The organism is Micromonospora sp. NPDC049529, assembly GCF_055586685.1.
Window position 1 is genome coordinate 97,920 of the sequence record NZ_JBVJHT010000008.1, and the last position, 14,353, is coordinate 112,272.

Annotated in this window: 11 protein-coding genes and 1 pseudogene; 6 read left to right on the forward strand and 6 right to left on the reverse strand. The window is 69.6% G+C overall.

The annotated features are described in order from the left end of the window. Positions 1 to 51 precede the first annotated feature (51 nt). The gene (locus ACZ6QQ_RS15665; RefSeq protein WP_465876908.1) at positions 52 to 3,264 is read left to right on the forward strand and encodes a tetratricopeptide repeat protein; all 3,213 of its coding nucleotides are present in this window, start codon (positions 52 to 54) and stop codon (positions 3,262 to 3,264) included. 283 nt (positions 3,265 to 3,547) lie between these two features. Here the strand turns inward: ACZ6QQ_RS15665 and ACZ6QQ_RS15670 are convergent, their stop codons facing one another. Then, complete coding sequence (locus ACZ6QQ_RS15670; protein ID WP_465876909.1) at positions 3,548 to 3,973, reverse strand: Imm1 family immunity protein; 426 nt, start codon at positions 3,971 to 3,973, stop codon at positions 3,548 to 3,550. 58 nt (positions 3,974 to 4,031) lie between these two features. After that, positions 4,032 to 4,520 carry a DddA-like double-stranded DNA deaminase toxin gene (locus ACZ6QQ_RS15675; RefSeq protein WP_465876910.1) on the reverse strand — a complete coding sequence of 163 codons (489 nt, stop codon included), beginning with the start codon at positions 4,518 to 4,520 and terminating at the stop codon, positions 4,032 to 4,034. A gap of 155 nt (positions 4,521 to 4,675) precedes the next feature. On the opposite strand from ACZ6QQ_RS15675, the gene ACZ6QQ_RS15680 reads away from it, so the two are divergent. Further along, positions 4,676 to 4,927, forward strand: coding sequence for a hypothetical protein (locus ACZ6QQ_RS15680; RefSeq protein WP_465876912.1), 252 nt, complete (start codon positions 4,676 to 4,678; stop codon positions 4,925 to 4,927). 156 nt (positions 4,928 to 5,083) lie between these two features. Here the strand turns inward: ACZ6QQ_RS15680 and ACZ6QQ_RS15685 are convergent, their stop codons facing one another. Beyond that, complete coding sequence (locus ACZ6QQ_RS15685; RefSeq protein WP_465876913.1) at positions 5,084 to 5,731, reverse strand: TetR/AcrR family transcriptional regulator; 648 nt, start codon at positions 5,729 to 5,731, stop codon at positions 5,084 to 5,086. A 79-nt stretch (positions 5,732 to 5,810) separates the two neighbouring features. Here ACZ6QQ_RS15685 and ACZ6QQ_RS15690 point away from each other — a divergent pair, with 79 nt between their 5' ends. After that, a complete protein-coding gene (locus ACZ6QQ_RS15690) occupies positions 5,811 to 6,698 on the forward strand; it encodes an NAD(P)H-binding protein (protein WP_465876914.1) in 888 nt (295 codons plus the stop codon). Between the two features lie 363 nt (positions 6,699 to 7,061). Here ACZ6QQ_RS15690 and ACZ6QQ_RS15695 read toward each other — a convergent pair whose 3' ends face one another. After that, the gene (locus tag ACZ6QQ_RS15695) at positions 7,062 to 7,343 is read right to left on the reverse strand and encodes a hypothetical protein (protein ID WP_465876915.1); all 282 of its coding nucleotides are present in this window, start codon (positions 7,341 to 7,343) and stop codon (positions 7,062 to 7,064) included. Positions 7,344 to 7,493: 150 nt separating this feature from the next. Here ACZ6QQ_RS15695 and ACZ6QQ_RS15700 point away from each other — a divergent pair, with 150 nt between their 5' ends. Continuing rightward, entirely contained in the window at positions 7,494 to 9,023 is a 1,530-nt protein-coding gene (locus tag ACZ6QQ_RS15700) for an RtcB family protein (RefSeq protein ID WP_465876917.1), read from the forward strand. A 1,075-nt stretch (positions 9,024 to 10,098) separates the two neighbouring features. Further along, positions 10,099 to 10,926: a TIGR02569 family protein gene (locus ACZ6QQ_RS15705; RefSeq protein WP_465876918.1), complete on the forward strand. Its 828-nt coding sequence runs from the start codon at positions 10,099 to 10,101 to the stop codon at positions 10,924 to 10,926. A 28-nt stretch (positions 10,927 to 10,954) separates the two neighbouring features. Here ACZ6QQ_RS15705 and ACZ6QQ_RS15710 read toward each other — a convergent pair whose 3' ends face one another. Continuing rightward, positions 10,955 to 11,293, reverse strand: coding sequence for a hypothetical protein (locus ACZ6QQ_RS15710; RefSeq protein WP_465876920.1), 339 nt, complete (start codon positions 11,291 to 11,293; stop codon positions 10,955 to 10,957). A 1,050-nt stretch (positions 11,294 to 12,343) separates the two neighbouring features. Between ACZ6QQ_RS15710 and ACZ6QQ_RS15715 the strand changes: the two are divergent. Further along, a pseudogene (locus ACZ6QQ_RS15715) lies at positions 12,344 to 12,601 on the forward strand (IS630 family transposase); the annotation flags it as partial. Between the two features lie 194 nt (positions 12,602 to 12,795). Here ACZ6QQ_RS15715 and ACZ6QQ_RS15720 read toward each other — a convergent pair. After that, the gene (locus tag ACZ6QQ_RS15720; protein WP_465876921.1) at positions 12,796 to 14,172 is read right to left on the reverse strand and encodes a ricin-type beta-trefoil lectin domain protein; all 1,377 of its coding nucleotides are present in this window, start codon (positions 14,170 to 14,172) and stop codon (positions 12,796 to 12,798) included. Between the last annotated feature and the right edge of the window lie 181 nt (positions 14,173 to 14,353).

Genomic DNA, 14,353 nt, shown 5'->3' on the forward strand with positions numbered 1-14,353 from the left:
CGCTACCCGCAGCGGACCCGTACCGGGGGATTCGTACTAAGGTCCCCATCCGTGGACTTCGCCGCGTTGCTGAAGGCATACCGGGAACAGGCCGGACTGACCCAGAGAGAACTCGCCGACCGTACCGGCCTGAGTGCCGCCGCGATCCGCGATCTGGAGCAGCGGCGCAGCCGTGGGCCGCGCACCGGGTCGGTCCGCGCGCTGGCCGTCGCGCTCGGTCTGAACCCGGCCGAGACCAGGACCTTCCGCGCCGCCGCCGGCCCGGTCCGGCCGGAGACCCGGATGGCCGAGCCGGACGCGACGGTTCGGGTGGGCGTACTCGGCCCGCTGGTGGTGTACCGGGGCACGACGGAGACGGCGCTCGGCACCGGACGACATCGGGTGGTACTCGCCCGGCTGGCGCTCACCCCGCGCGTCGCCGTACACCGCGACGAGCTGATCGACCTGCTCTGGGGCGACCGGGTGCCGCCGTCGGCGGTCAATCTGGTGCAGACCCACGTGAGCCGGCTACGTCGCCTGCTCTCGCCGGGCGCCGTCGTGCTGACCGCCGGCGGCTACCGGCTGGAGTTGGGCGCCGACGAGGTGGACCAGGCCACCTTCCGGGCGCTGCTCGGCGCCGCGCGGACCGCCGACCGGCCCGACGCCGCGCTCGACCTGCTGGACCAGGCGTTGGGCCTGTGGCGCGGCGAGCCGTGCGCGGACGTCGAGGAGGTGCGGGGGCATCCGGCGGCAGCGGCGTTGCAGGAGGAACGCGCGACGGCCACGGTGCGGCACGCCGACCTGGCCGACGCGCTGTCCCGCAACGACGTGGCGCTGCCGAGGCTGATCGCGGTGGCCACCGTGCGCCCGCTGGACGAGCCGCTGCACGCCCGGCTGATCACCGCGTTGGGCGCGACCGGCAGGCGGGCGGCGGCGCTCTCGGCCTACCACGACGTCCGACGGCGGCTCCGCGAGGAGCTCGGGGTCGACCCAGGGACCGAACTGGCCGAGGCGTACCGGGCGGTGCTCCGACAGGAGCCGGCCGAGGACGCGGCGGTGGACAGTACACCCCGGCCGTGGCAGGCGCCCGCGCCGCCCGGTGACTTCACCGGCCGGACCGAGGAGGTCGGCACGCTGCTCGGCCTGCTGTCCCGGCAGCCGACGCCGGTCTGCCTGGTCTTCGGAGTGGCCGGGGTCGGCAAGACCACGCTCGCGCTGCGGGCGGCGCAACTGGTCCGCTCCGCGTACCCGGACGGCCAGCTCTACATCGACCTGGCCGGCGCCGGCGCACGGCCGCTCCTCCCGGCCGAGGCGCTGGCACGGTTCCTGCGCGCGCTCGCAGTGGAGGACCGCCGCATTCCCAGGCACCACGAGGAACGCGCGGCGCTCTTCCGCAGCATCACCGCCGAGCGACGGGTGCTGGTGATCCTGGACAACGCGCGGGACGCGGCCCAGGTCCGCCCGCTGCTGCCCGGTCCCGGGGGCAGCGTCGCACTGATCACCAGCCGGTGGCGGCTGCCCGACCTGGCCGGGGTGGCCGTGATCGACCTGGCGCCGTTCTCGCCGGACGAGGCGGTCGGGCTGCTCGCCGCCACCGCCGGCGCCGATCGGGTGGCCGTCGAGCCGGAGGCGGTGGCCGAGCTGGCCACGGCCTGCGCCGGGCTGCCGATCGCGCTCCGGGTGGCCGGTGCGCGCCTCGCCAACCGTCCGGGCTGGTCGGTGCGGGACCTGGTCGACCGGCTGGACGACCAGCGTGACCGGTTGGCCGAGCTCCAGGTCGGCGACGTCGGGGTCGCAGCCAGCTTCGCGCTGAGCTACCTGGAGCTTCCGGTACGCACGGCTCGCGCGTTCCGGCTGCTCGCGCTCCTGCCCGGCACCGACTTCGTGGCCCCGATCGCCGCCGCCACCCTCGACCTCACCGTTGCGAACACGGTGCGGGAACTCGATGACCTGATCGACGGCAACCTGCTGCAACCGGCCGGCGACGGCCGCTACCGCTACCACGACCTGCTCCGGATCTTCGCTCTCGGGCGGCTGGATGCCGAGGAGCCCGCCGACCGGCGTGTCGAGGCGCTGCGGAACATGCTCGACGGCTATCTCGCCCGGGTGGCCGCAGCGGCAGAGCTGATCTATCCGAGCATGGTCCGGCTGCCGGTACCGAACGTGGACACCGGCGCGTTCCGGGACGCCGCCGAGGCAACCGTGTGGCTGGACGCCGAGCTGCCCGCACTGGTCGCGGCAGTGGAGGAGGCAGCCGAACGGGACGATCACCGTGCGTACGCGTGGCAGCTCGCCGACCAGCTACGCGGCTATTTCTTCGTCCGCCGGCACTCCGCCGCGTGGCTGGCCACCGGACGGGCCGGGCTTACCGCCGCCGAGACGGCCGGAGAGGGGCGGGGCCGGGCGGCGATGCACCAGACCATCGGACAGGCGCTGTGGTCGCTCGGGCAGGCCGTCGAGGCGCTGGCCGAGTACGAGCAGGCCCTGGCCCTCGCCGAGCGGCACGGGTGGCCGGAAGGGGAGGCGTACCTGCTGCACAACATCGGCCTGGTGCAGAAGCTACTGGGCCGGCTCCCGGAGGCGCGATCCTGGTACCGGCGGGCGCTCACCGTCAGCCGGGCGTGCGGCTGCATCCACGTGGAGGCGGTCACCCTCAACGACCTCGGCGCCATGCTCGTCGACGAGGGCCGGGCCGAGGACGCCGCCGCGCACTTCGCCGCGGCCCTGCGGCTCAACGAGGGCCGGGCAGCCGGGCGGCAGTCGGCGGCGGGCAACCGGTCCAACCTGGGCATGGCGCTACGGATGCTCGGGCGGATGGCGGAGGCCCGCGAGCACCTGGAGGAGGCGTTGGCCTACTTCGTCGAAACCCGGTCGCCCACCGGCCAACTGTGCGTGCTCGACGAGCTGAGCCAGATGTACGCGACGCTGGGCGAGCACGACGCCGCGGTGGACGCCGCCCGCCGTGCGCTGGCGCTCACCAGGACGACCGGGGACCAGCGGGCCCAGGCGGAGTTGCTGTTCACGCTCGGGGACGCCCTGCTCAGGGCCAACTCTCTCGCCGAGGCGGAGCGCTGCTTCGGCGAGGCGTACGCGCTGGGCGAGCGGCTGGGCTATCCGTTGCTGCGGATCCGGGCCGGTCTCGGGTTGGCCCGCGCCGAGTTGGCTGCCGCACGCGGGGTCGAGGCCCTGCTGCGGGCGCGGGCCATGCGCGCCGAGGCGGTGACCGCCGACTTCACGAACCTGGCCGAGGAGGCCGACCAGATCATCGGCAGTGCCGTCCGCTGACGAACTGACAGGGTATGGGTCTGCCGTCACGCCCGCATATCTCGATGCGGGATGGACGCCGCCAACCGCGCCGACCTCGCAGGCGGCGGCGAGCCGCGATCGGCCGCCGACGGCGGTTGTTCGGGTACGTTCTGGATCTGTTGTCGTTTCCGTCCATGACGGCCGCCCCTGCCACGATCTAGCCGTGGACCCGGCAACTCGCCCGAGCATGAGGAGACAGCACAATGCGTTAAGAAGCTCAGAAAAGGATGGTGCGCCAGGTTCGGCGGCGCCTTCCCCGCATTCATTCTGCCGGTTGCCAGTGCAGGTGGGTGGGCCGCTTACCGGTCGCGATGAACTCGTCCACGGCCCGCCGGGCGTGGAGCGGGCTCACTCGTAGCTCGTTAGGTTCGGGGTAGAGCGGTTGTCCACCGTAGTCGAACCGGAGTCCGGTCGGTCCGGGCTCGAGATCCGGGTCGTAGCCGTACCCGCCGCCGTCGCCCATCCAACGCACGAACGCCCGATCCGGGTGGCCGAGCCCGACTTCGAGGCAGTCCGGGAAGTCCTCGTCGAACGGGGACAGGTGCTCACTGCCAGCCGGTAGGACCGTGACGACGAACGGGAGCACGGCAACGGCGGCCTGTGCGGCGATGTCATCGAGCGCCGCATCCACCTCGGCAACGGTGGCGACCGTTCGGCTGTCGCCGGTCCAGATCATCCGATAACTCACGCTGCGATCGCCTTCCCGGTGCCCTCGTACGTGCGGTGGAATCGGGGTCCGTCTGCTTCTACCACATGCACGGTAAGGCGTGACCCAGCCGGGATGAGTGAGGGAGTAGCTGGTCGCAGCCGAACGGCCGGTCATCGCACGGCGTTTTGTTGATCACGAGGGTGACCTCGCGCGGCCCGTCGTCGGCGCGCATTCGGGCGGCGACGTTTCCCTCGACGTGATCGGTCACGGTGACCGGAAGGCCACCGCCCCGGACTGGGCGCAATCCCGATGCGACGGACTTGACCCGGCCACTGACGAAGGGTGCGTCGTCCAGGTGCCTGCGGTCGGCGTCGAACGCGTACCGCTTGGCGTCCTCGCCCTCTCGCCACGGGGCGAGTCGTCCGGCGAGGCGCGTGACGGCCGCTGGTACCGACGCCGGTCGTCCCGGCGATGCGCTCACCGGGGCACCGGCGTTGGTAGACGCTGCCCTTGGCGGTGGCACTGCCGGTGCGGCAGACGGTCGTACGATCGCGCCGAGGGCCGAGGCGAACTCGGCCAGCGCCACCGGTACACCGGCGAGCAGGCGGTCTGCTTCTCGTAGGCGCTCGGCCGCGGTCGTTTCCGGGCGTAGCGTTTCGCCGACGAGATGGTGCCCGGAGCTGGCAGTAAGGGCGTGGAACTGATCCCGGGTTCGATGCAGGTTTCGTCGTCATCGCCAGCATGTTCGGTGCGAACATGGTGATGGCGGTCGCCGTCTCCCAGGGGTTCAACGAACGCGCGGTCGTGTTCGCCGGCGCGTACGTGGCGGTCCAACTCGGCCGATCGGTGTTCCTCGCGGTCGTCATACACCTGCTCGACCTGCCCGAACACGCCCGCGCGCGTACCGCCCGTTCCCGTACTGCTGCCGCCCATGACCGACCGCACGTACGACTGGCGCTGACGCGCGGGGCAACCGTGGCGGCGCACCAGTAAGTCCTGTCACTCGACTGTAGGTTCTCGGTGATCTTGGCGGTGTGAGTATTCGCGGCCTGCGCTTCGCTGGGCCGTCTCAACGGGTTGGCGGTGCATTCGTCTCAGCGAGTTGGCGAATTCCTCGGAGGCGTTGGCTGGAGTGTGCCGCTGTAACGGCTAGGAATTGTCTGTTCCACGGCGCAGTTGGGCGAAGGCATGGTCCGCGTCGGCGACTGCCTCGGGCTGGACATCGCGTGCGGTCCGTCCGTCGGCGATCTTCTGCCAGTTGGTCCGGGCCAGTACGCGTTGAACCGCGATCACCTGGGCGGCTTGTAGTCGGGCCCCGATGCCTCGGTCGAGGACGGCGGCCAGTGCGTCCTCGTCATCGAGCATGTACTGCATGAGCCGTCCCGTCAGGCTCGGTGTGGTGAACACCAGCCGGTGAAACGCCACCACCTCGGGATGATCGTTGAGGCCGGTGACCGGCTCGAAGCGATCGAGACCGGCCCGGAAGTGCCGGTGCAGCGCCGTCATCGGCGTCATGTCGGACTGGCGGTCGCGTACCACGCGTGCGGCCTCGCCCTGGTGGTCCGCGAACCGGTGCAGGATCAGGTCTTCCTTCGTCGCGAAGTAGCGGAACAGGGTCGGCTTCGACACCTCGGCCGTCGCGGCGATGTCGGACACCGACACCTGGTCGAAGCCGTGCGCCAGGAACAGCGAGATCGCCGCATCAGCGATCACGTCTCGGGTTCGCGCCTTCTTGCGGGCCCGTAGCCCGACCGGTTCGATCACCCTGACAGAGTAACATTCATTACCGAGTTGCATTTTTAACTCGGTAACGATTTGATAGGGTCATGAGACAGACAGACACCCACAGCACCCCATCGACGATGGCGAGGTTGCCATGACGCCCGTTGACGGACCTCCGGTGCTCGTCACCGGGGCGACCGGCCGGGTCGGACGCTCCGTGATCGACCTGCTGACCGACGCCGGCGTGCCGGTCCGCGCCCTCGTACGCCGCTCCGAGTCGGCGGGGACGCTGCCCACCAACATCGAGATCGTCACCGGCGATCTCACCGTGCCCGAATCGCTCGACGCCGCGCTGCACGCCGTCAGTACGGTCTTCCTGGTCTGGACCGCCCCGCCGCAGACCGCGGCGGCCGTCGTCGACCGGCTGGCCGCCCACGCACAGCGGGTCGTCTACCTGTCCGCGCCGCACCGGACCCCGCACCCGTTCTTCCGGCAACCGAACCCGATGGCGGCGCTGCACGCCGAGATCGAGCGGCTCATCGCCGGCACCGGACTCGACTCGACGATCATCCGGCCGGGAATGTTCGCGTCGAACGCCCTGCTCTGGTGGGCCGCCGGGATTCGTGCCGACCGCCCGGTCCGGTGGCCGTACGGCGCGGCCGAGACGGCCCCCGTCAACGATCGAGACGTGGCAGCGGTTGTCGCGCGGACGCTGTACGAGGACGGACACGCCGGCGGCGACTACGTCCTGACCGGCCCCGAGTCCCTCAGTCAGGCGAAACAGGTAGGCATCATCGGTGACGTCCTGGGCCGCACGATCGCGTTCGAGGAACTGTCGCCCGACGAGTTCCGGCGCGAGACCCCGGAAGCCGCACGCCCGGCGGTGGACATGCTCCTGGCCGCATGGGACGCCGCGATGGGGCAGCCGGCGTACGTCACCTCCACGGTGGCCGACATCCTCGGAACGCCACCGCGAACGTTCCGGCAGTGGGCCGCCGACCACGCCACAGCGTTCACCGAGGACCCCCACCCGACAAACTGAACAATTCCACCGCGTCGCAGCAATCGAGCCGCCGCCCCCGCGTTCCCACACAGGTTGACCCTGGTCGCCCGAGTGCTGCACGGCCGGCAGGTTGTGTTCCGCCGACCTTATGGGTGGGGTCCTTGAGCGACCGTGTTCAACGACGGCTAACCGATCGAGTGGATCGTGTCGGTCGACCCCTCGGTGACCCGGATCGAGGATCATTCAGAGACACTCAGCAGTTTTCATGATCTTGGCGGATTCGCCACTGCGACCGCCAAGATCATGAGAGTCCGCCATCGGGGATGAGCACCTACACGGGCTGTAGGGTCTCGGTGATCTTGTCGTTGGTCGGGCGGCTGACCTGGGCCTTACCGGGGTTTCTCAGCGGTTAGTCAGTGGGTTTCTCTCATCGACCGGTCGTTTTCTTGATGACCACGCGGTGGTTGGCCTGTGCTGCTCGGTCACCGGGCGGAGGTAGCCGCACAACCTGCTGTAACGGGCGGTGAGCTGGACGATGACCTCGTCCATTAGCGGCGGCGTATCCGGAAGCGCTGCGCCGTTACTGGTGGCGCTGCCGTGGTCGGTGGGCAGGTACTGGCGCGGCGCGGGCATGTTCGCAGAGGCCAACCCGTCGAGGCTGACTGAAAGGAGTCGCGGAATCAATCCCCGCTCCTCTACCCTGATCTGACCTCGCGGCTGCTGAACCGTCAGGCACACAACCGGATAACAGACGGGTTCTGTCCCGTGTCGACACGCGACGACGCGCGTGTCGATTCTTCATGACATCCCTCGGCAGCCACGAAAGGTTCCCGCATGTCCGCGTTCAAGCGGCCAGACCCGCGTCTGGTCCGTACCGATGACTCCTGGCTCACCCTGCCCAACCCCGCCGGTGTACCGGTAGAGATCTGCGCGGGTCCCGACGTACCGATCGAGTCGGCGGCGATCGACGAGCTGCTCACCGTCCTCGACACCACCCGCACGCTACGTTCCCTGGCCGAGGCCACGCCCGGCCTGGACCAGGAACCCCGCATCGACCGGGTGGTGTGCACCCCCGACTTCCACAAGGGCGCCGGCATCCCGATCGGCACGGTGCTGCGCACCGTCGGCGCGCTGATCCCCCAGGCGGTCGGCAACGACATCAACTGCGGCATGCGGGTAGAGGCCACCTCCCTGACCGTGGACCGGCTCCGCCCGCACCTGGACCGGCTCGAAGGGCGGCTCCGGCACCTGTTCTTCGAGGGCGGCCGGCACATCGGCCTGACCCCGACCCAGCGGGAAGGACTGCTCCGCGAAGGGCTGCCCGGGCTGCTCGCCGACGGCGTACCGGCCACCGCCGACGGCGCCTGGCGGCAGGTCGGTCCGGACGACACTCGCGACGTCGACGTGCGCCTGCATGCCAGCGGCTACCCGGTCGAATCGGCGAAAGCGTTTGACGATTGGATCGCCAGCGGCGGCGGGACCAGCTACGACAGCATCATCGGCAGCGTCGGCGGCGGCAACCACTTCGCCGAACTGCAGTACGTCTCGGCAATCCACGACGGCCCCGCCGCGTACGCCTGGGGACTGACGCCCGGCCAGGTGGTGCTGATGGTCCACAGCGGCTCGCTGTCGCTAGGCCACCAGGCCAACGCAACCGGCCAGGAGCAGGCGCGGGCCGCCTGGCCGCGCGGGGTGCCGATGCCTGCCAACCGGATCCTGCCGATGCTGCTCGACGAGCGCGGCGCACTGGGACGGGAGAAGTACCTCACCGCGTTCGCCAACGCGGCCAACTTCGCCATCGGTAACCGGTTCTTCCTGGCGATGATGCTGCGCGCCGGCCTGGCCGACGTCGCTGGTGACATCTCCTCCCGGTTGGTTTACGAGTCCCCGCACAATCTGCTCTGGCCCGGCGACGACGGCACGGTGGTCCACCGCAAGGGCGCCACGCCGGCCGGCGGGGTCACCGACCACGCGCACCGTCCACCTGAGCTGTGGGGAGAGCCGGTCATCGTACCCGGTTCGATGGGCGCGCCCAGCTATCTGCTCCGCGGGCTCGGCAGCGTACGGGCAATCAGCAGCGCCTGCCACGGCGCGGGCCGCAGCATTCCGCGCGGCGCGGCGTCCCGGGGCGGCGACGCGGAACTGGACGCGTTCCTGCGCGAGTTCCGAGTGGTCACCCCGCTCGACCACCGGGACCCGGCGGTCGCCGCCCGCCGCGACATCATCGAGGCATGGCGCCGCGATCTCAAGCAGGAGGCGCCGTGGGCCTACAAGGATGTCGGACCGGTGGTGAACAGCCTCCAGCGCGCCGAGGTGGCCCAGCCGGTCGCCGAACTGCGCCCAATCCTGACCGTTAAGGGCTGATCACCGGTCTCAATCGAGGTAGCGGATGATCAAGCGTTGACCTGCGTTCCGACGGACCCTATGAGGCAAGCTCCGGCGGAGTGCTCAACCGCCCGCCGACGCGGCCCGCTCGTCTCATGAAGTCGGGCGGTTTCACCGGAATCTCTTCCTTCGTCTCAACGAAACTGGCCTGGGATCTCGGTTCTCTTTGACGAGGCGAGAACGTGCCGCTCCAGGAGAAAGCGAGTTTTAGCGGCTGGCGGGTGCGGCTTTCGGGCGGCTCCGCCGCATTCCACCGCACCAGCCAGACCGTGCGGTACGTCCAGCGGCCGGAGCGGTGCAGCGGCGAGGCGGGCATGTACGGCGTGTTCGTCCTCGATGACGGCATAGGTCGGCACGCCGGACTGGGCGGCCGCGGCACGTTCGCCGCCCGCACACTGTTGGTTGGTCAACGGCTGCCGGATGGCAGCCGCGCGGCGAGCGAAGAGCTGAGCCATGGGGCTGGTCGAAGAGCGGGGCGAAGGGACGAACAAGGGCCCAACCGACGAGCCGGGCGCGAGGCCGAGCGAGTACGAGGTCGGGCGCTCAACATCTCACAAAGATGTCGCAAGCGACATGTCAGACGACATGTCCATGAGAAAGCGACATCTTCAATGGGAACCTACACGGGCTGTAGGTTCTCGGCGAAGTTGTCGGTCGGCAGGCGCCTGACCTGAGGCGGTGTCTGGGGTTCTCACAGGTTTGTCGGCCGATTTTCTCATCGATCTGTCGTTTTCTTCGTGGCGCGTTCGGTGTGCTCGCGGCGTTGGGTTGTCGCGGTTCAGGTGCGCAGGGTCGCGGGAGGTGCCTCGGCGGCATGCTGTGGGCGCCCAGGGTGTTGTTCGAGTCCGCAGGGCATGTGCCAGGGTGTGTAACGCGCCATGATCGTGACGATGGCTGTTCACCGTTAGCGGCGGCGTAGCCGGAAGCGCTGCGAGCGCTACCGGCAACCTGGGATAGGCCTCATCGTGCGTCGACGGACGTGGTCCGTTGCTCGGTTGACCCGGTTGGGAAATCCGGATGGCGTCGAGGGCGGGCGAATCTATGATCCTTCGTCGTGGAGTCCGCGACGAGTGGCCCTCCGCTGGAGGTCCTGCACGCGTTCGGTGTTTCAGGCGTGCCGGAGGTGTTACCCGGCGGCAAGGGTGGAACCTGGCGTATTGGTGATGTGGTGCTCAAACCGTCCGAGGGCGCCGACGAGTCGCGGTGGCGAGCGGAGACACTCGCCGTGGTGCGGGTGTCGGCGGAGTTCCGAGTGCCACGTCCGGTGCCAGCGGCGGACGGGAGCTGGTTGGTTGATGGCTGGGAGGCATGGCGACTCGTCGCTGGTGAACCCGACACGGCGCGGATCGATGAGGTGGTCCGGGCGGGATCCGCGTTTCACGCCGCTGTTGCTGATCTACCGCGTCCGGACTTCCTCGATGCTCGTGAGGACCCATGGTCGTATGGAGATCGCGTGGCGTGGGAGGAGGCCCCGATCTCCGGGAGTTCGGCCGACCTGGAGTTGCTGGAGCCGCTCGCTTTGGCTCGTCGGCCAGTGCATCTGCCGGAGCAGATCGTTCACGGGGATCTGGCGGGCAACGTGTTGTTTGCCGACGGCGTTGCGCCGGCGATCATCGACTGGTCGCCGTACTGGCGACCAGTCTCGTGGGCGGCGGCGGTCGCGGTGGTCGACGCTTTGTGCTGGTATGGCGCCGGTCCTCAGGTGATTGAACGCTGGTCGCACCTGCCGGAGTGGGGCCAGATGTTGGTGCGAGCACTTATCTATCGGATCGCCACTCGTGATGCCGCCTTTGGACCCGACGCGCAGGCGCGCGAACCGAACTCGGCGTACCGGCCCGTCGTGGTCATGGCGATCGCCGCGGCGCAGCACCGGATCGGCTGATCCCGAGCATCCGGGCGCAGACGGCGGGTCAGCGGCCGAGTAGGTGGTCGGCGTGGTCGGTGGTCATCAGCATGATCGGTCCGGTCGCGTCGCCGGACATCCAGGTGTAGGGGTCTGCGAGAGCTGCGTCGATCTCAGACTCAGTCATCGGTACGTGGTTCGGCCAGTCGTCGTACCGGTCGGTCGGGATCAGCTCGATCAGGTCCCGGCGGATCATGTCCTTGGTGACAGCGGCGAAGCGCGGGATCAGTGGCCTGACAGCGTCCTTGTCCATGTTGAAGATCCAGATCGCGCTGCCGGCCTCGGCGTGCCCGAGGAAGTCCTGGATAACGCCGCCGAGGCATGCCTCTTCCAGTGCGTTGGTCATGATCAGGCGGTGGGAGCGACCTTGGCGCCGGGCTGCACGATCTGTTCCAGGACTGGGCCGGCACGAGTCGCTGGTCAGCTGCGGGCGTCGGCCGGCGCGTGCAGCGTGAGGTGCGCGGACAGGGCATTGAGGAAGTTGGGGCGTCGAAGACCGCGCCGGCGGAGACGACGCCGCTTGCCCGGGTCCGGCCGGTGAGGAGGCGGTCGACGGCCTCCACCGCGAGCGGCGTGCTGATGGCGTAGACGTCCTGACCGGTGGCGGCCACGCGGCGTTCCGTGTCGCCGGAGCGGACGAAGACGTCGATGACGAACGTCTGTGCGGAGCGGTTGCGATCGTCGACGGCGGTCGGTGCCGTGGGGTCGGGGGAGAACAGGTCCGAGGCCGCCTTGGCGGTCATGTAGGTGCGGACCTCCGGCACGTCCAGGTGGCTGGGGACGGTGACGACGTCGGCCATGGTGAACTCACCGATGACGCTCTGCGGGCCGAGTGGGGCCGGGAAGGACCACTCCAGGGTCGGCAGCGCGTCGTCGTGGTACTGCAGCTGTCCGCCGCTGTAGCGGACCCGGCGGCCACCGCGCCGCTGCGACGAGACCATGCCCGACGCGAGCGTGCCGTCGGTCGGGTGCCAGCTGCTCAGGCCGTAGGCGACGTGCACCTCGTCTGCAGCCGTCCAGTCGCCCATCGCGGTAGTGACCAGCAGGTCGCCGAGGCCGCCGAAAAAGGCCATCGCCGGGACCACCACGGTGCCGGCGGCGCGGGCGCGTTCCGCGAAGTGCGCGAACGTGTCGACGTTCGCCTCGATCTCGGCCGCCACGTCGACGTACGGGATGCCGGCGCGCAGTCGGCCGGGAACTGTCCCGCCACGTGGCGGGTTTCCGCACCGACTGACCTCTGGAACTGCCCACGCGGGCGAGAATCGCAACGGAGCACGGGGTCCTGATCTACGTGGTCTCCCACGGCGCTGCGCCCGGTCCCCGGGCCGGGTGAGGAGAACGAAGGTCGGATCGCTTCACCGCTCGGGGGTGCCTCGATCACACCCATACGAACGCGTTGTGTTTCACGCCGACGTACTCGTCCTGGGCGAACCCGATCGAGGCGCACTTCGGACCGCTGCGGATGTTCACCGTCGCCCGGTCGAACCGGCCCAACCACCCGTCCTCGACCAGGGCGATCCACGCCTACCTACGGTGGCGCAACGCCAACGCCCGACACCCGGACGTCCTCGCCGCACAACGCCGCGAACGCGGTCGCATCCGCTCCGAACGCCAACGACGATGGGGTCAACCCACCGTACGAACGGCAGCCTGACCCACACCGTGAACGTTCATGGTCAGAGCATTAGCCTCACCCGTCAAGCCCGCCTCAGCTCACGACCACCGGCAACGCAACAGCGCCGGCTCTGTTATCCACGGGCGCACCATAGCCGGCCCGGCCAGGCGGCTGGGCCGGCGTGCTAACGGTGGGTTGGACCGGCTCGTCGTTCGTCGAGCCGGTCACGGTCGTCAGGCGAGGGGGACGAGGTTGAATCGCTGGTTGGTGTTCCCGTGGCAGTCGTACAACTGCACCTGAGAACCGTTGGCCGTGCTCCACACGTCCAGGCACCGCCCGGACTGCACACCACTGACCGTGCCGTTGGAGTTCACGTTCCACTGCTGGTTCGTCTGACCGTGGCAGCTGTAGATCTGCACCGCCGCGCCGTTACCCGAACCAGCCGCGTCCAGACACATGTCCCCGTACACCCGAAGTTGCTTGTCCGAGGTGTAGGTCCAGGACTGGTTCGACCCCCGGTTGCAGTCGTAGAGCTGCACCCGGGTGCCGTTGTTGTGGGAGGAGTTGGGCACGTCGACGCACCGGTTCGACTGCACGCCCACGATCTGGCTCGCACCACCGGCCGGCGGCGTGGTCGGGTTCACCGGCGGAGTCGTCGGGTTGCCGGGTGGGGTGGTGGGGTTACCGGGTGGGGTGGTGGGGTTGGTGGAGCCGAGTGAGGTGAAGAACCTCCAGATTTCTCCGGAGGTCCAGGTGCGGGAGTCGTTGGGGCTGGAGGATCCGTCGACGGGGCTGGGGGTGTGGTCTCCGTCGAACGCGGCCCATTGCACGGGGTAGCCGGAGCGGCAGCCGGTGTAGACGGTGGTGATGTGGGTGAGGCTGCCTCGGCTCGGCTCGCGCGGGCTCTGCGCCGTGCAGCCGTTGTTCCGGACGAAGGTGTCGCGCAGCGACCGGCCCTGGGAGATGTTCAGCACGCTGTCGTAGATGCCGTGGATGCCGAAGTAGGGCACAGGTGTGGTGCCACCGTTGCATCCGCTGAGCTGGGCGCCGGACAGGACGGCGACGGCGCGGATGACGGTGGGCCGGGCGCAGGCCACGGCGTAGCTCATAGCTCCGCCGTAGCTCCAGCCGAGGGCGAAGCGTTGGGTGGTGTCGACGCAGAGGTCGTTTTCGACCTGTGTGCGGATGTCGTCGAAGAGGGTGAGGTCGCGGTTGTTGGTGTTGGCCCAACCGGCGTCGATGCCCTGGGGGGCGACGAAGATGGTGCTGTTGTTCGACAGCGGTAGGAGGCCGTAGTAGCCGGCCGAGGAGACGTTCTGGGCTGAGCCGTTGAGCCAGTGGAAGCCGAAGATCAGCCGGTACTGGCGGTTGCGGTCGTAGCCGTCGGGGAGCCGCAGGATGTAGCTACGGTTCTGTCCGCCGCTGGAGATCGTGCGGGTGCCGTTGGCCAGCGTGGGGGCCTTGCCGCAGCCGGCGGTCGCCGCGAGGGTGCCGTTCGTCGCGGCCGAAGCCGTTCCGCCGAAGCCGCCGTTGAGCGCGCCGCCGGCCGCAGTCACGACAAGGGCCGCCGCGGCCGCGATGGATGGGAGGAGGTATCTGTGTTTCAGCATTGCCTGACTCCTTGCACGGGTTGTCGGTGGTCGGAGATCTGGGGACGGCCCGAGGCGGATGCCCTCGCTCGGACCGCAGGATGATCCGGTGCTGCGGGGGGGGGGGGGGGGGGGGGGGGGGGGGGGGGGGGGGGGGGGGGGGGGGGGAGGGGGGGGAGGGGGGGGGGGAGGGGGAGGGGAG